Source organism: Streptomyces sp. NPDC057253, assembly GCF_042669125.1.
Lineage (GTDB): Bacteria > Actinomycetota > Actinomycetes > Streptomycetales > Streptomycetaceae > Streptomyces.
In genome coordinates this window covers 23,424-47,132 of the sequence record NZ_JBHUXV010000022.1, presented here as the reverse complement: position 1 = coordinate 47,132, position 23,709 = coordinate 23,424, and the positions used below count along the sequence as shown (strand labels likewise).

Below are 23,709 nucleotides of genomic sequence, written 5' to 3'. Positions count from 1 at the left end.
GGGTTGGGAGGCCCGGGGACGGCGGGCTGCTTGGCGGTAGGACGCCGTCCCCGGGGTCGAGCTACTTGCCGTTCTTGCGGCGCTCGGCCGTCTTCTCGATGCGCTCGACGCGCTTCTTGAGGTCGCTCAGGTCGACGTTTCCGGTGCCGTCATCGGCGAAGCCGCGCTTGCCCATGCGGGCGACGAGTGCGACGACCCGGGCCTTCTCGCCGAGGGTGAAGTCGCGGAAGCTGATGTCCTTGGCCATGGTCAGGACTCCTTGGTGTTGTCGGTGTCGGGCAGGGTCATGGAGAAGGTGACGGTGTAGTCGCTGTCGTCCTCCATCTCGATCTCGCTGCCGGTCTCCGGGTTGGTCTCGGCCATGGGTCAGGACTCCTCGGTGGTGTCGTCGGCCGTCTCGGGGAGCGCCTGGGCGAGGGCGGCGTAGGCGCGGGAGGTGTCGGCCCACACGCTGGCGGCTTCGGCGAACCGGGTGGCCTTGATGTACTGGTTGGGGTCGCCGCTGTGGGCGGCGCCCTCGGCGTACTCGGCGAGCCGCTTGGCCTTGGCGGCGGCCCTGCCGGCTTCAGCCAGGGCCTGATCGCGGGTCAGGTACATGAGTTTCTCCTGGTCAGCGGCGCTTACGGCCGCGGCTGGCGGGGCGGATCTTGGAGGCGGCCCACCCGGCGGCGACGATCGAGCCCACCAGGGCCAGGGCGAGGGTGGTGAGGTTCTGGCCGACGGCGCCGATGATCCCCATGAGCGTTCCGCCCATCAGGACGACGACCGCGCACACGCAGGCCGTGCACACGACGACCACCGCGAGGATCAGGAACGTGACCACGACCAGTCGGAACAGGGCCGGGTCCATGCCCTCACGGACCGGGGCCTGCACCACGATCGGCGCCGGCGGCTGGCCGATCGTGAAGTGCACGGGGCGGCCCTGCTCGTCGTAGAAGACGTTCGGCGGCCGGTGGTGCGCGGGCGCCTGCTCGGCGGGCGGGGTGGCGTATTGCCGGTAGGGCTCGGGGACGTTGCTCATCGCGCCCACCTGCGCAGCCGGGGAAGGCGCGGGCGGGCCAGCAGGCCGAGGCCGAACGCCACCAGCGCGGGCTTCGACAGGACCGCGGCCAGCACGGCGGCGAGCACCGTGAGGATGGACGGGAACAGGAGCAGCAGGGCGAGGACGGCCCCCAGCAGGATCCAGCGCATCAGTTGTACCCCTCTCGCATCGGGTCCGCCTCAGCGGCGGGGGAAGGCTTCTTGGCGGCCCGGGACAGGGCCGTGCGGATCCGGTTCTCCTCGACGACCAGTCGCCGGTTCCGCTCCAGGTGCTCGGCGATCTGCCGGGGTGATGCGGCGTCGCCGAGGGCTGTAGCGGCTTCTTCGATCGCGCCCTGGAGATTCAGCGCGGGCAGGGCGCTGACCTGGAGCGCATCAGCCGCCTCAGGCCGTTCCACGGTGTACTCGGGGGGCCGGGCGCCGAGGATGATGGCGACCGCCACGGCGTCGACGGCGACCCCGTAGGTGGAGAGCAGGGCGGCGAGTTCATGCGCGTCCGCATCAGGTCGCGCATCGTGGGCGAGGCGGATCGCCTCGGCCGGGTCCATCGTGGCGAAGTGCTCGCGCAGCGCCTCCGTAGCGCTCGCCGGGCGGGCGTTTGCCAGGTCCTCCCGGGACCTGACAGCGACGGCACCGCCGTACATGTCCGCGAGGGCCGCATCAGCCCCCTCACGGACCCGGAGCCGCTGCACGTCGACCAAGCCGGCGCCCAACTCCGTGTCGCCGACGCCCACGTACCGGGCGAGACGCCAGTAGCGGCGCACCGCGGCCTTCTTCTTCCACTTGCCGGGGTGCTTGTCGGCGACGGCCCGGTTGAACGCCAGCTGCCGGGCAGCGTCCGCGTTGCGGCGCATCGTCTCGGCGTCCACACCGGTCCGGTAGATGACGATCGAGCGGGCCACGAAACCCAAGCCCTCGGCGGCCCCGGACATGGCGAGCGGGGTGACCGCGTACACGGCGGCCTCGCGGACGTCCGAGGCGATCGTGACGCCGATGCAGGCGGCGGACATGGGGGCCAGCCACATGCCGCCCCGAACCACGGCAGGGGAGGCCATGCCGAGCATCGTGCGGCCGAGCATCACCATCGCCAGGATCAGGGTCAGGCCCTCGCCAGCAGCAACGACACCCGCCGCTGTGGCCTGCCGGTGGAACTCGGCCACCGCGTTGCTGTACGTACCCCAGGCGCCGAAGCCGCCCACGGCAACCATGGCGACAGCGGCGCCGCCGAGAACGGCGCCCTGCCCCCACGTGAGTTCTCTGGTGCTGGTCACTGCTGCCCCCTGCGCAGGTGTTCGAGCTGGACGGCGGCGCGGTCGGCGCGGGTGGCGGCGAGGCGCAGCGCGCGGGCGAGGTTGTGGACGTCGGCCGGGTCGAGGTCGCCGTGCCCGTCGAGCTCGACCGCCAGCAGCGGAAACGGCTCGATGTGCGGGGCGTGGCTGACGTGGGCGGTCATGATGTGCGACGGCCCGTACTTGGCGGTCACGATCGGCGCGACGATGTCCGGCCCGTTGTGGGTGACGTCGGTGAAGTGGCCGACGGTCTCGTCCTCGTGGCCGGTGCACCAGGACGGTTCGTCGACGGTGACCTCACCGCGGTCGACGGTGTCGAGGGTGACGGTGCCGTTGCCGTAGCGGGGCTGCTGCACGCGCAGTTCCACGGGGGCGGGGCGCGGCGGGTACGCCTGGCCGATGGCCTCGGCGAGCACCTGCATGATGCGCTGCTGCTCGGGCGAGAACTCGCGGGCCTGGTCGCGTTCCATCTGGTCGGAGAGGGCGAAGAAGGCCTGCACGGACAGCCACGCCTCGACCTCGTGCCGCACCTCCGCCACGGTCAGCGACTCCGGGTTACGGTCCCCGGCGATCTCAGCCCAGGCGATCCCGAGCGCGGTCACCAGCTGCTCGCGCGACATCAGGAAGTCGACGCGCACGATCACGTCCGGCTCGTGTTCCTCGTCGCCGTGGGGGTCGGTGGGCCCGTAGACGGGCAGGCCGAGGACGCTCACTGTTCCTCACCCTGTTCGGCGTCGAGGGCGCGCAGGAGGACGCGGAGGGCTTCGGTGAGGCCGCCGTGGGCCTGGGCGTAGTCGAAGATGTCGCCGCTGTCGACGGTGCCGTAGTGGTCGAGCATGCGCTGGCCGACGCGGACGGCGGCGGCGAGCTGGCTGAAGGCGGCCGGGCGCGGGTGGGGGATCTTCGGGATGACGGGCTTGTTGTCGTCGGCGTCCCACGCGGTGGGGGCGGGCGTCTGCTTCATCGGGCACCCGCCTTGCGGATGCTGCCGGTAACGCCGGCCTGGGTTACGCGCACGGTGACGGTCTGTGCCGGGGTGCGGCGGATGATGCCCGCGGCGATGAGGCGGCGGGTGGCGGTCATCGCGTGCCCCCGTCCGCGAGGGTGGCGGTGCGGAAGCCGGTGGGGGCCGGGGTGTAGTAGCCGGCGCCGGGCTCCATGTCCCGGTTGGCGAACGTCCAGTGACCGGTGTCGGTGGGGGTTTCGGCGGTGTTCTTCTTCCACCGGTAGTGCTCGGTGACGGTGCGGCGGGCGAGGGTGGCGAGCCAGTTGTACATCTGGCCGTCGGAGGTGGCCTTGCACTTGTGGAGGTCGATCCAGGCCCGGTAGAAGGCGTCGGCGGTGAGGTCTTCGGCGAGGGCGTGGTTGCGGTCGCGGACCTGGCCGAGGACGAGGCGGGCGATGCGGGGCTGGAACTGGGTGTAGATGGCGGTGAAGCGCTCGTTGAGCTGCTCCGCCGGGGTGATCGCGGGCATGGCCGCGGGCATGGCAGAGTAAGCCACTGCCGACTCCTGTCGTAGTCAGGATGTTCGGTAGAGGGTCGGGCGGTGCGATCGCCCCGGGTGCGCCAACACCTGGGAGCTGCTGTCCGGCCCTCGCTGTCTATTCGGTTGTGGGGGCGTCCTTCGCGGACTTCTTCTCGTCGCGCTTGAGCGCCTGGTCGACCGCCTGCCAGCTGCGGCCGAGGTCCCGGGCGACGGCGGCGACTGTGCCCAGTTCCGCTACGCCATCGCGCAGGGCTTGGGCTCGTCGTGAGGCGGCCTCGGATGCGGCTTGGTTGAGCTGCGCCAACAGCTCTTCCTCGTCGCGGACCCGATCCCGCCAGGGCTTCGGTTCCATCGAGACGACTCTATCCAACAGGGGTGTTGGATGCAAGGAGGTCACGTCGACTCCTTGCGTCGCGCCCGCTGGAACGCCTGATGGATCAGCCTCTGAGCCTCCGCCAGGTGGCGCGCGCATATGAGGAGTTCGGCGTTCGGGTCGACTGCCTCGCCCGTGCACTGGCTGCCGCGCCCGGACAGGACCCGGCAGGTGACGATCCGCTCAGGCATCGGCGGCCTCCGTCGGCTGGTGGTGCAGGAGCAGGAGAAGGTCCTGCTCGCCCTGGTAGACGCAGTGGCACCAGGGGCAGACGATCCTTCCCTCGCCCGCCTGGTGCCGCAGGACGGCCCCGCAGATGACGCCGGACGAGTCGACGGCGACGCAGTTGCCGATGCGCCGGCCGCGCTCGGGGGCGGCGCCCACGATGGACAGGGCCGCGCCCTCCAGCTCGCGGACCTCAAGGGCGAGGTCGCCGGCGGCCGGGTAGGAGGCGGCGATCCACGACAGCTCCATCCCCAGCCAGCGGGACGCGACGAGCACCCGCCGTTCGACGTCGCCGGAGATCGCAGGCTCGCCCCACCCGCGCACCCGCTGGACGTCGGACCGCCAGCCCTCCAGGACGAGAGCGATGCCGCCGTACCGGAGGTCGAGGACGGCTTCGTCGACGGGCAGGGAGGCGCCCGCGTGGCTGCGGGAGACGAACTCGGCGGAGGCCCGCGCGGCCGGGCTGAGGAACCCGGCAAGCGCGGCGTACACCCGCGGCATGCGGTCGAGACGCTGCGCGAGGGCGAGCGTGTCGCCCGGGCACAGGTAGCCGGTCTCCAGGGCGCGGTCACACAGCCCGCACTCGGCGGTCACGCGTTCCACTCCATGACCAGGGCATCGTCGGTGCCGGTGGCACTGCCGATGCGCACTTCGATCCGCCGGCCCTCGAACTCGTCGTCGATCCATAGCTCGAAGCCGTCGGCGTTGGCCTCGTCAACAAGGCCCCGAATGCGCGCGGCCCACTCTTCGGCGCTCACCGGCGGGTCTCCGTCCGCTGCTGCAGCTGGTAGAGGCGGAGGCTGGACAGGTAGCGGTCGCCGGCCGCCTGGCGCCACGCATGGCGGGAGTGGGCCGCGTTACGGCGGGCGTCGCGCATGTCCCACCACATGTTGAGCACGCCCATGAACTGGGCGCCGAGGCCGAAGCCGACAGCGAGCAGCGTGATCTCGTCGCTGGTCATGTTGGTCTCCTTACGCTGCAGGCCGGACGGCAGCGTCACCGTCGGCTACGGATCGGGCGGCCTCGACGACCGCCGCAGCCTCCTGGGGGGTGTCGTAGGCGCCGAGGTACGTCGTGACTCGATGCCTCTTGAGCCGCGCCTGATACCGGCCCGACCTCAGGCGGTAGACCCCAACCGGCAACTCGCGAAGAGCTATCGACCGGTTCAGGTTCGACTGGCTGGGCGTGACCAGGCGGAGGTTCTCGCGTCGGCAGTCGAGCGGGTCGCGGTTGATGTGGTCGACGATCACTCGGTAGCCGGTCCCTCCCGGGACATCCATCAGCCAGCGGTGCAGCAGCGCCACGGTTGCGCCCGTCCACATCTGTGCGTAGCCGTGGCTGCCGATACTGAGCCGGCGGCGGCCGAGGCGCTCGTAGTCCTCGACGTCCAGGAGGACGGGCATTGGTCCGTCCGGGTGGGACGCGGGCAGTTCGACGTAGGCGCGCATCAGAACGGTGCCTCCTCCGGGTGGCCGGCCGGGGCCGCGGCGGGCTGCTGCGGTTGCGCGCCACCCCATCCGCCACCCCCCTGCTGGCCGTTGGCGGGCTGGGCGCCGGCCCAGGGGTCTGCGTTCGGCGCAGACCCCTGCTGCTGGCCGCCGCCGCTCGGGTTCTTGCTGACCTTGGCGGTGGCGCGGGCGAGGGTCGGGCCGACCTCGTCGACGTCGAGCTCGTAGACCGTGCGCTTGACGCCCTCGCGGTCCTCGTAGCTGCGCTGCTTCAACCGGCCCTGGACGATGACGCGGACGCCGCGGGCGAGGGATTCGGCGACGTTCTCGGCGGCCTGACGCCACACCGAGCAGGTGAGGAACAGGGCGTCGCCGTCCTTCCACTCGTTGGTCTGCTTGTCGAACACGCGCGGAGTGGAGGCGATGCGGAAGCGGGCGACAGCCACGCCGCTCGGGGTGAAGCGGAGTTCGGGGTCGTCGACCAGGTTGCCGACGACGGTGATCACGGTCTCGCCAGACATGGCGGCCTCCTTCAGTGGTGGGGTGAGCTGGGTCTTTACGGGATCCCGTAAAGTTCGGGGCCATGGCCGGGCCCGATATCCGCGGGCCCGGCCGGGGGTGCGGGTCAGCGAGTGAAGTCGTCGAGCGCGGACGATCCGTCCGGGTCACTGTCGGGGCGGATGGCCTCTTCCAGCGCCTCCTGCCGGGCGCGTGCTTCTGCGGCACCGGGAATCTCGCGGGCGCGAATCTCGAAGTTGGTGTAGCCGGACGCGTGCTCGATCAGGTCCATCTCGGTCCACACCTGGTGGTCCCACAGGAAGGCGGGCCGGGCATCCGTGGTGGTGGTGCCGTCCTTGAGGTGGCCCCGGACGACGGTGGCCCAGGCGACGACCGGGCAGACGACCTCCCCGACCTCGCCGCCCAGGTCGAAGGCAACAACCCAGTCGTGGCCGGCGGGGGCCATGTTGAGTACGCATCCGATAGCGATCTTCATGAGTTCTCCTCGGTGGTGTCTGACCCGTCCTCTGTAGTGACGGGTGTTCCGCCCGCGGTGCGGGCGGAAGCCTGGTTGCGGAGCTTGGCGGCGTGCCGGAAGGCGAGGCCGCGCTGCCGGGCGGCGGCGAGGGCTGCGCGTCGGCGCTTGGTCTCCTCGGCGCGGCGGCGGGCGGCGGCGATCTTCTCCGCCACGACGTCGTCGACGTTCACGAGGGCCTCGCCGGGGGCAGCAGGGGCAGCCGCGCGCGCAAACTCTCTGCGGTAGAAGCTGGACAGCTCATCCGTGATCCGAATGCGGGGTAATGTCCGTTTCCGCTGAGGTTCTTACAGGGGAACTTTCCGCAATTACCTGCCCCTGCTGCCCCCTCTGACAGAAAAGCCCAGGTCACATCGGGTTTCGGGTGGGGGCAGATACCCGCAGACAGCTGCCCCTGAGCTGCCCCCACCTGCCCCCTCGCTGCTGCCCCTACCTGCCCCCGAACTGCCCCCTGTGGATAACTCCGCCCCAAGCCACGAACCCGCAGGTCAGTGGTTGTGGAAAAGCGCAGCAACGGAAGGGAGGTGTGGGGCTGGGGGCAGCTGCCGGGGGCAGGTAGGGGCAGGCTGCTGGAGGGGGCAGGGAGGGGCAGGTGGGTCATCGCGACCACCCGGCCGGGGCCATCTGCTTGGGGCCGATGCTGATGCCCTTGTAGCCGCGCGTGCCGCCGATCTTGGCTGCCCGATAGGACACGTCGAGGCGGGCGTAGAAGCGGGACGGGCGGAGGGGCTCGCGCATGGCGGACTCCTTGCACCACCGCTTGTACATCTCGTAGAGGTCGGTGCGCGGGGTCCAGCCGTCCTCTTCGACCTTGAGGAAGTCGTCCTCCGCGAACTCGGCGACGAAGGCGGTGACACCGTCCGCCGATGACCTGAACCGTTCGCCGGCCTGGATGACCTCCGGCGGCGGCGTGAGGCCGTCGCGGAGGTACAGGCGCAGGCCTTCGACGGCCCACGCGAAGATGCCTTCGAGCTCGGCGTGCAGCTTCTCTTCAAGGCGCTCGTCGCGGCGGGGGTCTCCGGCGAGGAACTGGATGAGGAACGGGACGACGCGGATACGGGTCCAGATCGCGTCGTCGTCGCCGGTGATCTTCGGGTACTGGTTGGAGCACACCCAGATCACGCACTCGGGTGTCCAGCTCCGGTTGTTCTCGTACAGGGCACGGGTCCGCTGGTCGTCGCGGCCGGTGAGCCGCTTCACGAGCGCTTCGTCCATCTCCTCTCCGGGCCTCGACTCGGAGGTGGTGACGAACCGCTTCCCTGCCATGTCGTCGACGTCGTTGTTGATGGAGCCTTCGCGCCGGGGGCGGAGGGCGCCGTCGGAGGCGACTAGGCCGTATTCCCCGAACAGGCGGGACATGACCCCGGTGAAGATGCTCTTGCCGGTGTCGGAGGGCCCGTACAGGTAGAGCAGTGTCTTCTCGTTAGACAGGCCGGACAGCGTGTATCCGGCGGCTTTCTGGAGGTAGAGGCGGGTCTCCTCCTCGGGGAGGTTCATGGCTAGGAAGCGCTCCCAGTTGGGCGCCTTGGCCTGCGGGTTGTACGGCGCCCCGAACATCTTGGAGAGCATCAGGTCGGGGTCGTGAGGCTTGAGCTGCACCTTGTCGGTGTCGAGGATCCCGTTGGGCAGGTTGAGGTAGCGCCGGTTGCTGTCGAAGTCTTCGACCTGGGCGTGGAGTTCGGGGAAGGACAGGGCTGCCGAGATCGCCCGGCCCATGGCGCGGTGGTCGCGGAGCTTGGCGACGTAGGCGAGGAAGATCTCACGGTCGCTGGGGAGTTGCTTCCCCTTCTCGTCGACCGGGTTCTCGGCGCTGTACGACAGGGCCTCACTGTTGGGCAGGTCTTCGACGGTGAGCCGCATGAGGGTACGGACGAGGGTGTCGCCGCCGTAGAAGGCCCAGCGGCGCCCGTCGTACACGGCCCACTCGCCGCCCTTCTTGACGAGCACCCAGCGTAGGATCGGCCCGTAACGGTCGATCAGGCGCTGGGCGTTGCCGATGTCGTCTCTGGTCCGCATCGTCCGGGCGGCACGCGGGGGCGGCGGGAAGGTGGTGACGGTGCGCAGCTTGGGCGCATCCGACCACTCCTCGCCTCCCCACATGTCGTCGTCCGGCGGGTAGCCGACATCGGCGGCCGAGGTCACGCCGCCTCCTTGTCGCTGTAGCGCAGGTACGTGCCGGGCTGCCCTGGGACGGCGACGGGCGGCCATCCGGGGGTGGCGCGCAGCTGGTGCGGGGGCTTGGGCTTGGCCGCCTCGTCGAGCTCCCTGCGGGTGCGGTGGCCGAAGAGGTTGGGTGTGCGGCCGAGGTTCTTCAACCAGGCCACGAGCTCTTCCTCGTCGCCATGCCGCCGCCACATCTCCGCGGCTTCGAGGGCGCCCGCCAGGCGGCGGGGGTCTCCCGGGTCGAGGGCCCGCCACTGGGGCGATCCGTACTTGGGGAAATCGCGTGCCGTCCATGCGATCTTCGCGTTGGCCCACAGCTCGGTGAGGGCGTCCGGGTCGACGGCCTCAGGCTCGGGGGTGGGACTGGGTGACGTGCGGTCACTCTGTTCGCCGCAGCGTGCGGCGACGCAGTCGAGAGGATCGCGGTGTCCGCAGTCGAGCGGCTCGCAACGGACGGCCGCCTCGCGGCGGTTCGCCAGCTGGGCCGCGGCGCCGAGGGAGTCCAGCCGGATTGCGTGGATCGGCTTCGGCTCGGGGGTGCTGTTCACGAACGGCTCTTTTCGGTGAGCTGGATCAAGAGTTCGCGGGGGTGCGGGCCGGGTGCGACGGGGGACAACGGCACCCGGCCCGCGGTCATGCGGCCTTCCGCTTCTGCTGCGCGACGTCGTCGGCCATGGCGGTGATGGCGGCGCACCAGCGGCGGCCAGCGGCCAGGGCGCTGCGGGTGCTGGGCTGGGCTTCAAGGTCTGCGCGGATCGCGTCGAGGGTCAGCTGCCGCTGGGCTCGCTCGGCGGCGTAGCGGAGTCGGATCTCGTCGGACGGCTCGGTCACGCCGCCTCCTGTGCCGTCGCGGTGGTGGCGCCGCTGAAGATGACGCGGAGCGTTGCCCTCTGCTCGTCACTCAGGGGTGGGGCGGAGTCGACGCAGGCGACGATGCGCGCCCAGTAGGCGTCGTTGCGGGCGTCGTCGTCGAAGCGGCGGGGGCGGTCGGGCCGGGCCGGGCGGCCGGGGGCACCCACGAGTGCACCCCCGGCCGTGGTCTCACGGTTGTTGGTCACGCCTTCGCCTCGATTCCGAGGTCGAAGACGGTGGCCTGGAGCATCTCGGGGAAGAGGTGCGAGGACAGGCCGAGGTGCTTCGTGATGAGGAAGCGGATGGCGGCGTCGCGTCCGTCCTCGTCGAGGTAGTCCGGGGTGTAGATGGTGAGGCGGCCTGCTCTGGTGATCGTGACGTAGCCGAAGAAGCCGTCCCCGCTGATCTCGGTCGAGTCGAGGCGGGCGTTCACCATGGGGAGCAGCTCCTCCAGGGGGAGGCTGCACACGTCCGTGGAGGTGAGGGCAGCGGCGCTCTCGGCAGTGCGGACCTGAACCGCACTGACGGGGGCGGACGCGGTGGAAGAGCCGGTGAGAGGGGCGCGCTGGTCGGATGGGGCCAACGGCGCCATTGCCGTTCTGGGCTGTACCTTGTCCATTGAGACGTCTCTTTCCGGCGGCGGCACTGATGGGGTGTGCAAGACCCCGGGTGCCGCCGTCTTGCAGTTAGCGCTGGTATGGACTGGGGCGATCTCAGGCGGCGTCGGACGTGCAAGGTCCGGCGCCGTCGCTGTTCTCGGGCGTGATCTGCAGGACGCGGAGCATGTCCTCGGTGATCACGCGGTACGCCTTGCCGGCGCGGAGCACCTTGCAGGGGAACTGGTCGGTTCTGGCCAGGGCGTAAGCCGTGGTCCGGCCGATACCGAAGGCCCGTGCAGCGGTCTCCACGTCGACGGCAGCGGGAAGGGCGAGCAGCTCGCTCCTGGTGAGAGGGCCTCGCTCAGTAGCCGTTGTCATGATTCGTGGCACTCCTTGCGGAAGTTGCTTCCTGGGGAAGTAGCCAGAGTCTGAACCTGTGGTTCGGCCGATGTCAAGCACTGTTGTCTTGTGCGAGCACAGATCTCATGCCACTGTTGCTGAATCCTGACAGTCCATGTCGCGTCGTCCGCCAGCGTTCGCGCTGTTCAGGTGGGTTCGATTGGTCCGCACACAGATGACGTGGGAGCCTCGCCGCCATGACACAACCGCCAGCCCCTGATTGGTCCGCCCGACTTGCCCTCACCATCGCCGGCGAGGTGCGCCGCCACCGACTGGCGCAGGGATTGAGCGCCCAGCAACTCGCCGAGCGGTGCGCGCAGATCGGCATGCCCATCCAGCGCTCCGTCCTTGCGAACCTGGAGAGCGGTCGGCGGACGACGGTGAATGTTGCCGAGGTCCTGGTGCTAGCCCATGCCCTGAAGGTGCCTCCGGGCGTGCTCATTTTTCCGGTCGGACATGTAACGCATACTGAGGTTCTTCCTGATGGGGCCACCGAACCTGGCTTCGCTATCGAGTGGTTGGCGGGGCGGTCGTTTTTTGACGCGGAAGCCGCTGAAGGGTTTTTCGATACCCCCCTTGGTTTGGTGCGCCTGCATCAAGACCAGGTGACCACCCTGAGGCGCACGGTCCAGTCGCGAGACCATGCGCGTAGAGAATTTGCGGATATCGCGACACGCTTCCGCGATGACGAAGAGCGCTACGTGCAATTTGAGACCGAGCGCGCTGAGATCTATCGCCAGATCCAAGAGCAGGAATCCCTGAAGGAGCAGCAGGATGCGTCGTTTGACCCTGACCGATCGAAGGCCCTAAAGGCTCTTTACGATCGCCATTCCTGGCTCGCTGAACAGAGGGATGAGCATGCGGATGGAGCTAGGCAGTATCGCTATGCCGCTCAGCGCGTAGACAGCCTTGAGCGTTCCGTGGTTGAGCAAGAGGCGAAGCTGCGAGAGCTGCGGGATCGAATGAAAAATGAAGACCTCCAGCCGCCCCTCCTCCCGAAGATTCTTGCGTACCTCGACCCTGACCGCCCTGCCTTCGAAGACATCCCGGAGAAGAAGACCGCCAGCGTTCCGGAACCCCATGTTCCTCTCAGCTTGCAGACAGGCGAACTGAACATTCCGATGGTTGACGAGGATCCAGGGCCGCTGGTCTCTGCGGAACAGGCGGACCAAGCGCGGGGTATTTTGGAGGAGATGAAGCCTTATCTTGCTGACATCCTTGCTGAAGCCATGGAGAAGTACGCGAAGCGGAAGCGGGATTCCGAGGGGGAGTAGATGCCTGCATCTCGCCGCGCTGGCGGCATCAGCAAGCGGTGCGAATGCCGCGGCCCGGACGGGAAGCGGCTCGGGTCGAAGTGCCCGCAGCTGACGAAGCGTTCGCACGGCAAGCCCCGCGTCAGCCAGGAGCTACCGGAGGACGCCGAGGGCAACCGGCGGCGCTTCCAGCGGACCGGCTACGCCGACACGAAGGAAGCGCAGAAGGACCTCGACCGCATCCGCGCGATCCTCGACCTGGCCGGTGACGACGAGGACGGGCAACGCCGGGTCGGCGACCTCCTCGCCGAGCTCCAGAAGACCCGCGGCCCCATCCCCGAGCCGACCGAGGTGTCCCGCAAGCTGGGCGTCGGCGTCCCGCTCGACGGGAAGATGACCGTCGCTGAGTGGCTCGACGTCTGGATCGCCGCCAAGAAGACACGCAAGACCACCACGAACAGCTACGCCTCCCATGTGCGCGTCCACCTGAAGCCGCGCATCGGGCACCTGCGCCTGGACCGCCTCAACGTCGGCCACCTAGTGGAGATGTTCGACGGCATCGACGAGGACAACGAGGTCATCGCTGCGGAGAACGCGGCACGCCGCGAGCAAGTGGCCCGCTGCACGCGCGGCCGGCCCGGGGTGCCGAAGGTGAGCGAGCGGGCAGCGCTGGCCGCCGAACGGGCCAAGCTGGCGGAGATGAAGCCCTACCGCCGCATCACAGGCCCCGCGTCGAAGCAGTCCATACGCCGCACCCTGCGGACCGCCCTCAACGCTGCCATCGCCCGGCAGCTCATCACCTTCAACCCGGCGTCCCACGTCGAGCTGGAGTCTGGGCGCCGGCCGAAGCCGCTGCTGTGGACCGACGAGCGGGTTGCCCGCTGGCGGGAGACGGGCGAGAAGCCGGGCCCGGTCATGGTGTGGTCGCCGCAGCAGTTCGGCCAGTTCTTGGACGCGGCCGAGGATGATCGCTTGTACGCCTTCTTCCACTTGGTCGGCTTCCGTGGGCTGCGCCGCGGCGAGGGTGTCGGGCAGGACTGGCCGAACGTGAACCTCGACGAGGGACTCCTGACCGTCGCGAAGGAGATCGTCGTCGACGGCTGGACGCCCGTGGAGACGGAGCCGAAGACGGACGGCAGCGCGGGCACGATCGGCCTGGACAGCGTCACCGTGCAGGTACTGCGCGAGCACCGGGCCCGGCAGCTGAAGGAGAAGGAAGCGGCCGGCGCCAAGTGGGTCGAGACGGGCAAGGTCTTCACGACCGAGCTGGGCGAGTGGCTGCACCCGGACGTGGTGAGCAAGACTTTCCGCCGGATCTGCGACGGCACGGACCTACCGCCGATCAACCTGCGGGACCTGCGGCACGTGTCGGCGACCGTGCAGCACGCGGGCGGCGGAGATCTCCACAGCATCAAGGAGACGCTGCGGCACTCGACCATCACGCTGACCTCGGACACGTACACGTCCTTGCTGCCCGAGGTGGACCGCGAGATCGCCGAGAAGGCGGCCGCGTTGGTGCCGCGTGCACGGAGGGGTGACGCCAAGGCTGCGGCGGAGTAGCGTTGGCTGTGGACAGCGCGAGGCCTCGTCACCGCAGGTGGCGGGGCCTTTCTGCTCAGCCAGTGCTCAACCGAACGACGCGGAACAGGCTGATACGGACCAGCACAGGACGGCATTGAGAGGGGTACTCAGATCGCGAGTACCCCTGCCTGAACAGGGAAGTTCGCTACCGTGCGACACAGGGCGGCATCGGCCGGAATGGGGCGGTCCGAGGGGGCCGCAGACTTTTAATCCATTGGTTGTGGGTTCGAGTCCCACAGGGCCTACGGCTGCGGGGGAGGGGTTACCCCTTCTGACCTGCGGCAGCGCTCGGGTCGGCTTCGGTCGGCTCGGGCGCTGACTCGTTCTCGGGGGCGGGGTCGGCCGGGGTCGCCGGCTTGCTGGCCCGGACGATCGCGGAGTGCATGCCGTCCGCGACGGAGTGCGTGGGGGTGATCTCGATGTCCGTGAAGCCCGCGGCCGCGAGGCCGGTGCGGTACTCGGTGAGGGACAGGGCGCCGGCGATGCAGCCCACGTAGTCGCCGCGTTCCGCGCGCTGTTCGGGGGTGAGGGTGTCCTCGGCGACGACGTCGGAGACGCCGATGCGGCCGCCGGGCCTCAGGACGCGGAAGGTCTCGGCGAAGACGGCGGGCTTGTCGACGGACAGGTTGATCACGCAGTTGGAGATGACGACGTCGATCGTGCTCGCGGGGAGCGGGATCGCCTCGATGGTGCCCTTGAGGAACTCGACGTTGGTCGCCCCCGCCTTCTCGGCGTTGGCCAGCGCGAGTTCGAGCATCTCCTCGGTCATGTCCAGTCCGTACGCCTTGCCGGTGGGGCCGACGCGGCGGGCGGAGAGCAGGACGTCGATGCCGCCGCCGGAGCCGAGGTCCAGGACGCGTTCGCCCTCGCGGAGTTCGGCCACGGCGGTGGGGTTGCCGCAGCCGAGGGAGGCGGCGACGGCCTCGGCGGGCAGGGTGTCGCGTTCGTCGGCGGCGTAGAGGGTGGAGCCGAAGTTGTCGTCGACCTCGACCGGCTCGGGCCCGCAACAGCCGGTACCGCCGTCGGTGACCTTCGTGGCTGCGGCGGCGTAGCGCCGGCGGACGGTTTCGCGCAGTTCGGTGGACTGCTCGCTCATGGCGTCACTCCTGGGAGGGATGGGGCATGGCGGTGCCCCGCTTGTGGTGCCCCGGAACGGCTTGTATTGACGTTCGTTGATACAACCTTGCGCCTTGGATCGAAAGACGTCAACATAGAGGCATGTCGAAACAAGAGCTCGAGGTGCTCGGCCAGGACGCCGACTGCTGCTCAGTGGTGTCCGAGGCGCCGCTCGACGAGGAGCGGGCGGCGGAGCTGGCCAAGGTCTTCAAGGCGCTGGGCGACCCGGTCCGACTGCGCCTGCTGTCGATGATCGCCTCGCGGGGCGAGGGCGGCGAGACCTGCGTCTGCGAGCTGACCCCGGCCTTCGACCTCTCCCAGCCGACGATCTCCCACCACCTCAAGCTGCTGCGGCAGGCCGGGCTCATCGACTGCGAGCGACGCGGCACCTGGGTCTACTACTGGGTGCTGCCGAACGCCCTGGACCGGCTCGCCGGATTCCTGACGACGCCGCAGACCGCGGGGGCGACGCCGCTGACCGCGGGGGCGACGCCGCAGACCGCGGGGGCGACGCCGCTGACCGCCGGGGCGACTGTGACCGCCGGGGCGACCGCGTGACCGTCTCCCTGGGGCGCCGTGTCGTCGCCGAGGCGGTCGGGACCGGGTTGCTGGTGGCCGTGGTCGTGGGCTCCGGGATCCAGGCGACCGAGCTGTCGCAGGACGTCGGCGTGCAGCTGCTGGCCAACTCCTTGGCCACCGTCTTCGGGCTGGGCGTGCTCATCCTGCTGCTCGGGCCGGTCTCCGGCGCGCACTTCAACCCTGCCGTCACCCTGGCCGCCTGGTGCACCGGCCGCCGCACCGGCTCGGGGCCGAGCCTGCGGGAGGTGGCCGCCTATGTGCCCGCGCAGGTCGCCGGGGCGATCGGCGGCGCGGTGCTCGCCGACGCCATGTTCGCCGAGCCGCTGGTGAGGTTCTCCACGCACGACCGTTCCGCCGGCCACCTGTGGCTGGGCGAGGTCGTCGCCACGGGCGGGCTGATTCTGCTCGTGCTCGGCCTGGAGCGCGTCGGCCGCGCCGCCACGGCCCCCGCCGCCGTGGCCGCCTACATCGGGGCCGCCTACTGGTTCACCTCCTCGACCTCCTTCGCCAATCCCGCCGTCACCATCGGTCGCGCCTTCACCGACACCTTCGCCGGGATCGCCCCGGTCTCCGTCGCCCCGTTCGTCGCCGCACAACTGCTCGGCGCAGCCCTCGGGCTCGGTGCCGTGGCCCTCGTGTACGGGCGCGGCGCTCGCACGGCAGACGACGTGGTCGTCCCGCACGGCAAGCCCGAACTCGCCTCCTCCTGATCGCCATGCCACCCGCAAGGACCCCTGCCATGAGCACCGCCGCCACGCGTCCGTCCGTGCTGTTCGTCTGCGTCCACAACGCCGGCCGCTCCCAGATGGGCGCCGCCTTCCTCACCCACCTCGCCGGCGACCGGGTCGAGGTCCGCTCGGCGGGCTCCGCCCCCGCCGCCGAGGTCAACCCCGCCGTGGTCGAGGCCATGGAAGAGGTGGGGATCGACGTCTCCGCCGAGACCCCCAAGATCCTCACCACCGAGGCCGTACAGTCCTCCGACGTCGTGATCACGATGGGCTGCGGCGACACCTGCCCGGTCTTCCCGGGCAAGCGGTATCTGGACTGGCAACTCGAGGACCCGGCGGGCCAAGGCGTGTCCGCGGTGCGGCCGATCCGCGACGAGATCGAGCAACGCGTACGCGGCCTGCTGACCGAACTCGGCATTCCGGCCGAGTCGGCCTGAGCCCGCGTCCGGGCCGACTCAGTGCACCTTGTTCTTCGGGTGCCCCTTCTTTGCCACAGCTTCGGGTGCCCCTTCTTTGTCACAGCTTGATCAGACGTAGCTCCCCGCTTTGATCCACCGTGCCCTCGGCGTACCTAGGCTGGCCATCTACAGGGGTGTGAGGGGGAGTTGACGATGGTGCGTCGAAGATCGCTTTCGTTTGTCGGGGTGGCCGCCCTGGTGCCGCTGCTCGCCGCGGCCGTACCCGCGCAGGCGGCCTCCGGCTCGCTGGCCGTCACCACGCTGGGGCGGCACGGGGCCAAGGTCGCGACCACGGTCACCGTCGTCGCCGTGCCGTCCGGGCAGACGTACAGCGTCGCCTCGGGCAAGCGGATCAGCCTGCCGGCGGGGCGGTACATCGCGATGACCGACATCTGGGAGCACGGCACCCAGGGGCTCGGCACCGACACCATCGGCGCTCAGGTCGTCAAGGTGTCGGGCAGGACGTCGACGACGCTCGACGCCCGCAAGGGCAAGGCCGTCAAGGTCTCCCTCGACACCCCCGCCGACGTGACCGAACCGCCGCAGATCAGCGCGCAGGTGTGCGCCGGCACCGTCAGCAACATGCCCGACGCCTTCAGTTCGGGCGGCTGGAACTACCAGGGCTCCCTGTACGCCATCCCGAACTCCTCCCGGCTGCTCCAGTTCGGGTTCCTGGCGCAGTGGTCGGGCAACGACAGCTATGTCGCCGTGAAGAACACCACCGGCATCCCGGCCGCGCCCGGCGGGTCGTACAGGCGGGCGGGGCTCGCGACCGTCCACTTCTCGGTGCGCGCCGGGACCGAGATGGGCCGTCAGGTCTACACCGGGCTCCAGGCGGAGCCGAAGGTCGACGACTGCACGAGCCAGCTGATGGCGAGCGTGCGCGACCAGGACGCGCCCTACGGCGCCACCGTCCATGTGACGCCCGGGACCTGGCAGCCGCGCGACGACATCTTCGGGAGCAACGGGGACAACGTCGGCGGTGGTTTCCCGAAGCTCAGGACGCTCAAGGCGGGGCAGCGCTTCACCCAGTTCTTCGGCCGGGCCGCGTGGAGTCCGATGCACTACCTGCCGTTGGTCACCCGCAGGTCCGTCGCCTTCATCCCCGAGGCCCTGATCGGCGACCCCGACGTCGGGGTCAACAACGCCGACCCGACGAAGGAGACGGTGGTCCTCAGCAAGGGGAGCACCACCGTCAAGAAGCAGACCATGACCAACTGGGGCGGCGATGACGAGGGGTTCTCCGCCGGCATCCGCTCGGCCGGCTGGTACGACCTGACCGTCGACGCCCACCGGTACCGGCCCGGCATCACCTTCCCCGCCGGGATGCTCTCCTCGCGCGTCACGCTCGACTGGCACTTCAAGGCCGACCCGGCCAGGTCGATGGTCGCGCCGGTCTTCATGACCCGCTTCCTGCCGACCGGGCTGAACAGCCACAACCAGGCCGCGGCGAACAGCACCACGACGGTCGACGTGAGCGCCGGGCGCGGCTCCCAGGACCCGGACGTGAGGTTCACCCGGGTGACCGCCAAGTCCGTCAAGGTCTGGTCGTCCGCCGACGGCGGCCGGACCTGGAAGGCGGCGAGCGTCAGGCACTCCGGCTCGACCTGGCAGGCCACCGTCCACAACCCGGCCTCCGGTGCCGTCGCCCTGCGCTCCCAGGTGACCGACGCCGCCGGGGACCGCTCGGTGGAGACGGTGTACCGGGCCTACGCCATCGGCTAGTTCACGCCAGGAGGTGGCGGTTGGGGGCCTTCGCACGGTCCTCGTGCTCGCCCAGCACCACCACGTCCACGCCCGCCGCCGTCAGCATGCCCGTCCCGTCCGCCGCTTCCACGAAGGTGTCCGGCTCCCGCCACGCCGTCACCACCCGCCCCACCCCCGCGTCCAGGATCAGCCGGGCGCAGGGGGCCGGGCGGGAGGCGCGGTGGGTGCAGGGCTCCAGGCTGGTGTAGACCGTGGCGGACGGCAGCCGCGGGTCGTCCGGGGCGATCTTTGCCAGGGCCGCCTCCTCGGCGTGCACGACCGGGTCGCCGGCCTCCCGGGAGTGGCCGCGGGCCAACTCCGTGCCGTCGGCGGCCACCACCACCGCTCCCACGCTGAACGCGGTTGGGGAGGGCGGGCATTGGGCGGCCAGTTCACAGGCCAGCGCGAGCCAGTGGTGGTCCGCGGCGACGGCGCTCAGACCGGTGCCGGGGGCGGTGGGCTCGTAGCGCATCAGGACGACGTCCTCGATACGGCGGCTCTCCACGAGCCGCAGACGGCCGCCCTGGTAGCCGCCCGGGCCGAACAGCCGCGGCGCGTCCGGGTCGCCGACGAACAGCGGGGCCAGCACCAGCTGCACCTCGTCCGCCAACCCCTCCTGGAGCAGCTGGGTGTGGATGCGGCCGCCGCCCTCGACCATGAGCCGCTTCACGCCGTACACCGAGCGCAGGTGCTCCAGCAGGCGGCGCCAGTCCAGCGCGGGGCCCAGCGGGACCACGTCGGCCGTCGGGCCCAGCAGCTCCGCGGCCCGCTCGGCGCCCTTGTCCGTCGTGTAGAGGACCTTCGCGCCGCCGGTGTGCCAGAAGTTCGCCGCCGGGTCCAGCTCGCCCGAGCCGCTGACCGTGACCTTCAGGGGGTACGGCGGCTTCCCGGCGGTGACCCGGGCCGCCCGGCGTTCCTCGGAGTTGACCAGCAGCCGGGGGTTGTCGGCGCGGATCGTGCCCGCGCCGATGAGGATCGCGTCCACGGAGGCGCGGACCTCGTCGACGCGGTCGAAGTCGGCCGGGCTGGACAGGAGGAGCCGGTCGGGGCCGGTGTCGTCGAGGTAGCCGTCCAGGGAGACTGCCGCGGAGAGGAGGACGTAGGGGCGGGACATGGACGGGGCTCCCCAGGGTGTCGAGGGACGGGGTAAAGGTGCCGGGGGACGGCGGTCAGGGTGTCGAGGGACGGCGGGCTTGGTTCAAGTTTGAAGCAAACCTACACTGGTGGCATGACGACCCGCTGGCTCAGCCCCGACGAGCAGCGAGCCTGGCGTGCCTACCTCGCCGCCTCGCTCCTCCTGGAGGACACCATCGACCGGCAGCTCCAGCAGGAGGCCGGCATGCCCCACGTGTACTACTCCATCCTGGCCAACCTCTCCGAGACCCCGGAGCGGCGGCTGCGGATGACCGATCTCGCCGAGGGGCTGAAGATCACCCGGCCCCGGCTGACGTACGCCGTCGCCCGGCTGGAGAAGGACGGGCTGGTGCGCCGCGAGAGCTGCCAGTGGGACAAGCGCGGCAGCATCGCGGTGCTGACCGACGAGGGCATGGCGGTGCTGGAGCGGGCCGCGCCGGGCCATGTGGAGACGGTCCGGGCCGCGCTCTTCGACCGGCTCACCCCGGAGCAGGTGGGGCAGCTGGAGGAGATCTTCACCAGCGTCACCGCGGGGCTCCAGGGGGAGGACGGTCCCGTGGAGGAGGTGCCGTGGCGCCGGCGCTCGTCCCCGTCCTGTCCGAGCGAGGGTCGCGTGTGACGCCTGCGTGTGACGCCTGCCATAAATGCGTTGCTTCAAATTTAAAGCAAGGGTAGGGTCTCGATCAGTAGATCTGCTTCAAATCTGAAGCAGGTATGCCTAGGGACCGGAGTACCCGCATGATCGACCTGCCCGCCGCCACCCAGCGCTCCCGCGTCCGCGTCCCGCTGCGCTTCGGGGACGGCTACCGCGCGGACGCCGAACTCGTCACCTTCCACGGCCTGGCCGACGGGCTGGAGCACCTCGCCGTCGTCCTCGGCGACCCGGCCGCCGGCGGCACCCCGCTGGTGCGTCTGCACTCCGAGTGCCTCACCGGGGACGTCTTCGGCTCCGCCCGCTGCGACTGCGGGCCCCAGCTGCGCGAGGCGGTCGAGCGCATAGCCGACCGCGGCGGCGTCCTGCTCTACCTCCGCCAGGAGGGCCGCGGCATCGGCCTCTACAACAAGCTCGACGCGTACGCCCTTCAGGACCAGGGCCTCGACACCTACGCCGCGAACACCGCGCTGGGCCTGCCCGAGGACGCCCGTGACTACACGGCGGCCGCGCAGATGCTGACCGCGCTCGGGATCGGCGAGATCGACCTGCTCTCCAACAACCCCGACAAGGCAGGCCAGTTGCGGGACCTGGGGATCGGCGTCCAACACCGTGTCCCCACCGGGGTGTTCACCACCGACCACAACGTCCGGTACCTGCGCGCGAAGGTCCTCCAGACCCAGCACACGCTGCCGCTGGGGGCGTTGACCGAACTCGGCGTCGGCTGAAGGTCACCTGGGCGTGTGCGCCAGGTAGGCCAGCACGGCGAGCACCCGCCGGTGGCCGCTGTCGCTTGGCGGCAGGCCCAGCTTGAGGAAGACGTTGCCGATGTGCTTGCTGACCGCGCGCTCGGTGACGACCAGCGTCCTGGCGATGGTCGTGTTGTCGTGGCCCTCCGCCATCAGCTTCAGCACCTCGCGCTCGCGCGGGGTGAGGGAGTCGAGCGGGGTGTCGCGGCGCCGGGTGAGGAGCTCGGTGACGACCTCGGGGTCGAGCGCGGTGCCGCCGGCCGCCACCCGCTCCAGCGCGTCCAGGAACTCGTCGACCCGGCCGACCCGGTCCTTGAGCAGATAGCCGACCCCGCTGGTGCCGCCGGCCAGCAGTTCGGCGGCGTACGACTCCTCGACGTACTGCGAGAGCACGAGGACCGGCAGCCCGGGGATCCGCGCACGGGCCTCCAGGGCGGCCCTGAGCCCCTCGTCGCGGAAGCCGGGCGGCATCCGCACGTCGAGCACCGCCACCTCGGGCCGGTGGTCGAGCAGGGCGGGCAGGATCTCGGGGCCGGTTCCGACGACGGCCACCACCTCGTGCCCGGAGGACGTCAGCAGCAGGACGAGTCCCTCTCTCAGCAGGGCGTTGTCCTCGGCGATCACCACACGCACGGCAGCTCCACATCGATCACGGTCGGACCCCCGGCGGGGCTGGACACCTCGAAGATCCCGTCGAGCGCGGCCACCCGGCGCCGCATTCCGAGCAGCCCCGAGCCCGCGGACTCCTCGGCACCGCCCCGGCCCTCGTCCCGCACCCGCACGGCCAGTCCGCGCCGGGTGCGGGTGAGCCGGACCTCGGCCCGGTCCGCGCCGCTGTACTTGGCCACGTTGGTGAGGGACTCGGCGACCACGAAGTAGGCCGCCGCCTCCACCGCGGCGGGCGCCCGGGTGCCCTCCTCCAGACCGCCGGCGTCCACGGTCACCGCGAGCCCGCTGCTCGCCGCGAGCGCCCGCACCGCGCCGGTCAGGCCCCGGTCGGTGAGGATCGGCGGGTGGATGCCGCGCACCACGTGCCGCAGCTCCGTCAGCGCCTGCTCGGCCTGGGTCTGCGCGTCGTCCAGCAGCTTGCGGGCGGCGTCCGGGTCTTGGTCGTAGGCCCGCTTGGCCAGGCCGATCCGCATCGACAGCGCGACCAGGTTGGCCTGGGCGCCGTCGTGCAGATCGCGTTCGATGCGGCGCAGTTCGGCCTCGTGGGCGGCGATCGCGTCGGCCCGGGTCTCCTTCAGCTCCTCGACCCGCCGGGCCAGCCTGGCCTTCGGGGAGGGCATGAGCAGCAGGGTCGACCAGCGGGCCTCGGTGTCCGCGAGCTTCACGATCAGCGGGAGGACGACCGGGGCGCGGCGCAGGATCCCGGCCCAGACGCCGTCGACCAGCAGACCGAGGGGCCACAGCGGGAGGGCGAGGACCAGGAGGGCGCCGTAGAGGTAGTACGCCACCATCCAGCGGAAGTCCCCGAGCGTGCCGGGGTCCCGCACCGAGACGCGCAGCCGCTCGCGCAGGGTGCCGGTGACGGGCGCGTACGCCTCGGGGATCTCGCGGCCCGTCCACAGGGTGGTCAGGTTCCGCTTGGCGCCCGCGATCCGCCGTATCAGCAGGACCGTCTCGGGCAGCAGCCAGCAGCCGACCACCACGAGCGTGCCCACGGCGGTGATCAGCAGCACGGTGACGAAGAGGTACACCCCGAAGCACATCGCCGCGGCCACCACGAGGTGCACGGTCGCCATCGCGGCCCGCCGGACCGACTTCCACATGCGGCTCACGCTAGAGGATCGGCCCCGCCGGCACGGTGTAGCGGGCTACACCATCCGCCGCTCACCTGTGCACACGTACGCGGAGGTCACCGCGCCGGCCCTGTGCACACGTACGCCGAGGTCACCCCGCGGCCCCTGCGCGCACGTACGCGGAGGTCGCCCCGTCGCCCCTCGTCTGTGTGCACGGACGCGCAGGTTGTCTCGCCGCCCCTCGCCCGTGCGTACGGATGCCGCCCAGGTCGTCCCGCCGGCCCTCACCCGTGCACACGTACGCCCAGGTCACCCCGCCGGACCTCCAGCACCCGCCGGTACGGCAGCACCCGCCACGCTCCGTCCGGCTGGGGCACCCCGCTCGACGCCACGACCACCCGCTCGCCGTCCGCCCGGTACCGCAGCCGGAAGAAGTCGGGCCCGCGCCGGCGGCTGACCTCGGAGTCCGGGTCCTCGTCGGCGTACGCGTACAGCGCCTCCTCGGTCAGCAGCAGGCAGTTGAGGCTCGCGAAGGACGCGCGGGCGCGGATGTCCTCGGCGGTCCGCGCGAGCGCGTCGACCGGGCCTTTGTCCCGCAGCAGGGTCAGCACCCGCAGGAAGAACCGCTCGGAGTCGGTGCTCCCGCCCGCCCCGGACAGCAGGTCGGGATCGATGAGCTCGTCGAGGGCGTCGTACGGAGAGAAGAAGCCGTTGTGCGCGAAGGCGAGGCCGCCCGCGGTGAACGGGTGGGTGTTGCCCGGCACGACGGGCAGCCCGGGGCTCGCCATCCGCAGATGCAGCACGGCGGCGTCGGCGCGCGTCCCGGTGAGCGCGTCGCCCCAGAGCCGGTCTCCCACGGCCCGCTCGATCCCCTTGACCACCCGCGGACCGTTCCCGTCCCGCCCCGGCCGGGCCGCGATCCCCCATCCGTCAGCGTGCTCCTGGCTCAACTCCGTGAAGGGAGCGGCCAGTTCGCCCAAGGCGGTGGACAGGGGCAGCGGGGCGCGGGTGACCACGCCGAGGAGACGGCACATGGGGCGAGTATGCGTGCGCGACCTGCCC

Annotated in this window: 37 protein-coding genes; 8 read left to right on the top strand and 29 right to left on the bottom strand. The window is 70.6% G+C overall.

The window, feature by feature from the left end; all coding sequences use genetic code 11:
* Window positions 1-61: 61 nt before the first annotated feature.
* The 24 genes from ACFULQ_RS14910 to ACFULQ_RS14795 all read right to left on the bottom strand — a co-directional run bounded on the left by ACFULQ_RS14910 (window position 62) and on the right by ACFULQ_RS14795 (window position 10,888).
* Entirely contained in the window at window positions 62-247 is a 186-nt protein-coding gene (locus ACFULQ_RS14910) for a DUF6257 family protein (RefSeq protein WP_383543163.1), read from the bottom strand.
* A gap of 119 nt (window positions 248-366) precedes the next feature.
* Window positions 367-597, bottom strand: a complete 231-nt coding sequence (locus ACFULQ_RS14905; protein ID WP_383543160.1) for a hypothetical protein — start codon at window positions 595-597, stop codon at window positions 367-369.
* A gap of 13 nt (window positions 598-610) precedes the next feature.
* The gene (locus ACFULQ_RS14900) at window positions 611-1,021 is read right to left on the bottom strand and encodes a hypothetical protein (RefSeq protein WP_383543157.1); all 411 of its coding nucleotides are present in this window, start codon (window positions 1,019-1,021) and stop codon (window positions 611-613) included.
* The gene (locus ACFULQ_RS14895) at window positions 1,018-1,191 is read right to left on the bottom strand and encodes a hypothetical protein (protein ID WP_383543155.1); all 174 of its coding nucleotides are present in this window, start codon (window positions 1,189-1,191) and stop codon (window positions 1,018-1,020) included. The genes ACFULQ_RS14900 and ACFULQ_RS14895 overlap by 4 nt, the downstream gene beginning before the upstream one ends.
* Window positions 1,191-2,312: a hypothetical protein gene (locus tag ACFULQ_RS14890; protein WP_383543152.1), complete on the bottom strand. Its 1,122-nt coding sequence runs from the start codon at window positions 2,310-2,312 to the stop codon at window positions 1,191-1,193. The genes ACFULQ_RS14895 and ACFULQ_RS14890 overlap by 1 nt, the downstream gene beginning before the upstream one ends.
* Window positions 2,309-3,043 carry a DUF6907 domain-containing protein gene (locus ACFULQ_RS14885; protein ID WP_383543149.1) on the bottom strand — a complete coding sequence of 245 codons (735 nt, stop codon included), beginning with the start codon at window positions 3,041-3,043 and terminating at the stop codon, window positions 2,309-2,311. Before ACFULQ_RS14885 ends, ACFULQ_RS14890 begins: the two co-directional genes overlap by 4 nt.
* The gene (locus ACFULQ_RS14880; protein ID WP_383543147.1) at window positions 3,040-3,294 is read right to left on the bottom strand and encodes a hypothetical protein; all 255 of its coding nucleotides are present in this window, start codon (window positions 3,292-3,294) and stop codon (window positions 3,040-3,042) included. The genes ACFULQ_RS14885 and ACFULQ_RS14880 overlap by 4 nt, the downstream gene beginning before the upstream one ends.
* A complete protein-coding gene (locus tag ACFULQ_RS14875; RefSeq protein ID WP_383543145.1) occupies window positions 3,291-3,413 on the bottom strand; it encodes a hypothetical protein in 123 nt (40 codons plus the stop codon). Before ACFULQ_RS14875 ends, ACFULQ_RS14880 begins: the two co-directional genes overlap by 4 nt.
* Window positions 3,410-3,832: an RNA polymerase sigma factor gene (locus ACFULQ_RS14870; RefSeq protein WP_383543142.1), complete on the bottom strand. Its 423-nt coding sequence runs from the start codon at window positions 3,830-3,832 to the stop codon at window positions 3,410-3,412. Before ACFULQ_RS14870 ends, ACFULQ_RS14875 begins: the two co-directional genes overlap by 4 nt.
* A 100-nt stretch (window positions 3,833-3,932) precedes the next feature.
* Complete coding sequence (locus ACFULQ_RS14865; protein ID WP_383543139.1) at window positions 3,933-4,169, bottom strand: hypothetical protein; 237 nt, start codon at window positions 4,167-4,169, stop codon at window positions 3,933-3,935.
* 41 nt (window positions 4,170-4,210) lie between these two features.
* On the bottom strand, window positions 4,211-4,381 hold the full coding sequence (locus ACFULQ_RS14860) for a hypothetical protein (protein ID WP_383543137.1): 171 nt from the start codon (window positions 4,379-4,381) through the stop codon (window positions 4,211-4,213).
* The gene (locus tag ACFULQ_RS14855; protein ID WP_383543134.1) at window positions 4,374-5,009 is read right to left on the bottom strand and encodes a hypothetical protein; all 636 of its coding nucleotides are present in this window, start codon (window positions 5,007-5,009) and stop codon (window positions 4,374-4,376) included. Before ACFULQ_RS14855 ends, ACFULQ_RS14860 begins: the two co-directional genes overlap by 8 nt.
* Window positions 5,006-5,173, bottom strand: coding sequence for a hypothetical protein (locus tag ACFULQ_RS14850; RefSeq protein WP_383543132.1), 168 nt, complete (start codon window positions 5,171-5,173; stop codon window positions 5,006-5,008). Before ACFULQ_RS14850 ends, ACFULQ_RS14855 begins: the two co-directional genes overlap by 4 nt.
* Entirely contained in the window at window positions 5,170-5,376 is a 207-nt protein-coding gene (locus ACFULQ_RS14845) for a hypothetical protein (RefSeq protein ID WP_383543130.1), read from the bottom strand. The genes ACFULQ_RS14850 and ACFULQ_RS14845 overlap by 4 nt, the downstream gene beginning before the upstream one ends.
* Before the next feature lie 10 nt (window positions 5,377-5,386).
* Window positions 5,387-5,863, bottom strand: coding sequence for an HNH endonuclease (locus tag ACFULQ_RS14840; RefSeq protein WP_383543128.1), 477 nt, complete (start codon window positions 5,861-5,863; stop codon window positions 5,387-5,389).
* A complete protein-coding gene (locus tag ACFULQ_RS14835; protein ID WP_383543125.1) occupies window positions 5,863-6,384 on the bottom strand; it encodes a single-stranded DNA-binding protein in 522 nt (173 codons plus the stop codon). The genes ACFULQ_RS14840 and ACFULQ_RS14835 overlap by 1 nt, the downstream gene beginning before the upstream one ends.
* A gap of 104 nt (window positions 6,385-6,488) precedes the next feature.
* Window positions 6,489-6,857 (bottom strand): hypothetical protein, encoded by a 369-nt coding sequence (locus ACFULQ_RS14830; RefSeq protein WP_383543123.1) that lies wholly within the window; start codon window positions 6,855-6,857, stop codon window positions 6,489-6,491.
* A complete protein-coding gene (locus ACFULQ_RS14825) occupies window positions 6,854-7,069 on the bottom strand; it encodes a hypothetical protein (protein WP_383543121.1) in 216 nt (71 codons plus the stop codon). The genes ACFULQ_RS14830 and ACFULQ_RS14825 overlap by 4 nt, the downstream gene beginning before the upstream one ends.
* Before the next feature lie 424 nt (window positions 7,070-7,493).
* A complete protein-coding gene (locus tag ACFULQ_RS14820) occupies window positions 7,494-9,038 on the bottom strand; it encodes a phage/plasmid primase, P4 family (RefSeq protein ID WP_383543118.1) in 1,545 nt (514 codons plus the stop codon).
* Window positions 9,035-9,607, bottom strand: a complete 573-nt coding sequence (locus tag ACFULQ_RS14815; RefSeq protein WP_383543116.1) for a hypothetical protein — start codon at window positions 9,605-9,607, stop codon at window positions 9,035-9,037. Before ACFULQ_RS14815 ends, ACFULQ_RS14820 begins: the two co-directional genes overlap by 4 nt.
* 85 nt (window positions 9,608-9,692) lie before the next feature.
* On the bottom strand, window positions 9,693-9,890 hold the full coding sequence (locus ACFULQ_RS14810) for a hypothetical protein (RefSeq protein ID WP_383543114.1): 198 nt from the start codon (window positions 9,888-9,890) through the stop codon (window positions 9,693-9,695).
* Window positions 9,887-10,117, bottom strand: a complete 231-nt coding sequence (locus tag ACFULQ_RS14805) for a hypothetical protein (RefSeq protein ID WP_383543112.1) — start codon at window positions 10,115-10,117, stop codon at window positions 9,887-9,889. Before ACFULQ_RS14805 ends, ACFULQ_RS14810 begins: the two co-directional genes overlap by 4 nt.
* Window positions 10,114-10,380: a hypothetical protein gene (locus tag ACFULQ_RS14800; protein ID WP_383543109.1), complete on the bottom strand. Its 267-nt coding sequence runs from the start codon at window positions 10,378-10,380 to the stop codon at window positions 10,114-10,116. The genes ACFULQ_RS14805 and ACFULQ_RS14800 overlap by 4 nt, the downstream gene beginning before the upstream one ends.
* A gap of 244 nt (window positions 10,381-10,624) precedes the next feature.
* The gene (locus ACFULQ_RS14795) at window positions 10,625-10,888 is read right to left on the bottom strand and encodes an integrase (RefSeq protein WP_383543106.1); all 264 of its coding nucleotides are present in this window, start codon (window positions 10,886-10,888) and stop codon (window positions 10,625-10,627) included.
* A 218-nt stretch (window positions 10,889-11,106) separates the two neighbouring features.
* Between ACFULQ_RS14795 and ACFULQ_RS14790 the strand changes: the two genes are divergently transcribed.
* On the top strand, window positions 11,107-12,183 hold the full coding sequence (locus tag ACFULQ_RS14790; protein WP_383543103.1) for a helix-turn-helix domain-containing protein: 1,077 nt from the start codon (window positions 11,107-11,109) through the stop codon (window positions 12,181-12,183).
* Window positions 12,184-13,722 (top strand): tyrosine recombinase XerC, encoded by a 1,539-nt coding sequence (gene xerC, locus ACFULQ_RS14785; RefSeq protein ID WP_383543101.1) that lies wholly within the window; start codon window positions 12,184-12,186, stop codon window positions 13,720-13,722. It abuts the gene before it with no gap.
* A 283-nt stretch (window positions 13,723-14,005) separates the two neighbouring features.
* Here the strand turns inward: xerC and arsM are convergent, their stop codons facing one another.
* A complete protein-coding gene (arsM, locus tag ACFULQ_RS14780) occupies window positions 14,006-14,839 on the bottom strand; it encodes an arsenite methyltransferase (protein ID WP_383543098.1) in 834 nt (277 codons plus the stop codon).
* Between the two features lie 122 nt (window positions 14,840-14,961).
* Here arsM and ACFULQ_RS14775 point away from each other — a divergent pair, with 122 nt between their 5' ends.
* The 4 genes from ACFULQ_RS14775 (at window position 14,962) to ACFULQ_RS14760 (ending at window position 18,349) form a co-directional block, all read left to right on the top strand.
* The gene (locus ACFULQ_RS14775) at window positions 14,962-15,417 is read left to right on the top strand and encodes an ArsR/SmtB family transcription factor (protein WP_383543095.1); all 456 of its coding nucleotides are present in this window, start codon (window positions 14,962-14,964) and stop codon (window positions 15,415-15,417) included.
* Window positions 15,414-16,148: an aquaporin gene (locus ACFULQ_RS14770; protein WP_383543092.1), complete on the top strand. Its 735-nt coding sequence runs from the start codon at window positions 15,414-15,416 to the stop codon at window positions 16,146-16,148. The genes ACFULQ_RS14775 and ACFULQ_RS14770 overlap by 4 nt, the downstream gene beginning before the upstream one ends.
* Window positions 16,149-16,177: 29 nt before the next feature.
* A complete protein-coding gene (locus ACFULQ_RS14765; RefSeq protein WP_383543089.1) occupies window positions 16,178-16,603 on the top strand; it encodes an arsenate reductase ArsC in 426 nt (141 codons plus the stop codon).
* 207 nt (window positions 16,604-16,810) lie between these two features.
* Window positions 16,811-18,349: a hypothetical protein gene (locus tag ACFULQ_RS14760; protein WP_383543087.1), complete on the top strand. Its 1,539-nt coding sequence runs from the start codon at window positions 16,811-16,813 to the stop codon at window positions 18,347-18,349.
* A gap of 1 nt (window position 18,350) precedes the next feature.
* On the opposite strand, the gene ACFULQ_RS14755 is transcribed toward ACFULQ_RS14760, so the two are convergent.
* Entirely contained in the window at window positions 18,351-19,484 is a 1,134-nt protein-coding gene (locus tag ACFULQ_RS14755; RefSeq protein WP_383543084.1) for a dihydrofolate reductase family protein, read from the bottom strand.
* A gap of 114 nt (window positions 19,485-19,598) precedes the next feature.
* Here ACFULQ_RS14755 and ACFULQ_RS14750 point away from each other — a divergent pair, with 114 nt between their 5' ends.
* On the top strand, window positions 19,599-20,123 hold the full coding sequence (locus ACFULQ_RS14750; RefSeq protein ID WP_383543081.1) for a MarR family winged helix-turn-helix transcriptional regulator: 525 nt from the start codon (window positions 19,599-19,601) through the stop codon (window positions 20,121-20,123).
* Window positions 20,124-20,242: 119 nt separating this feature from the next.
* Window positions 20,243-20,884, top strand: coding sequence for a GTP cyclohydrolase II (gene ribA, locus ACFULQ_RS14745; protein WP_383543078.1), 642 nt, complete (start codon window positions 20,243-20,245; stop codon window positions 20,882-20,884).
* Window positions 20,885-20,887: 3 nt separating this feature from the next.
* Here the strand turns inward: ribA and ACFULQ_RS14740 are convergent, their stop codons facing one another.
* From ACFULQ_RS14740 to ACFULQ_RS14730, 3 genes are all read right to left on the bottom strand, one after another.
* Window positions 20,888-21,538 carry a LuxR C-terminal-related transcriptional regulator gene (locus ACFULQ_RS14740; RefSeq protein ID WP_383543076.1) on the bottom strand — a complete coding sequence of 217 codons (651 nt, stop codon included), beginning with the start codon at window positions 21,536-21,538 and terminating at the stop codon, window positions 20,888-20,890.
* Window positions 21,526-22,677, bottom strand: a complete 1,152-nt coding sequence (locus tag ACFULQ_RS14735) for a histidine kinase (protein WP_383543073.1) — start codon at window positions 22,675-22,677, stop codon at window positions 21,526-21,528. The genes ACFULQ_RS14740 and ACFULQ_RS14735 overlap by 13 nt, the downstream gene beginning before the upstream one ends.
* Before the next feature lie 254 nt (window positions 22,678-22,931).
* Window positions 22,932-23,681 carry a class II glutamine amidotransferase gene (locus ACFULQ_RS14730; RefSeq protein ID WP_383543070.1) on the bottom strand — a complete coding sequence of 250 codons (750 nt, stop codon included), beginning with the start codon at window positions 23,679-23,681 and terminating at the stop codon, window positions 22,932-22,934.
* Window positions 23,682-23,709 lie beyond the last annotated feature (28 nt).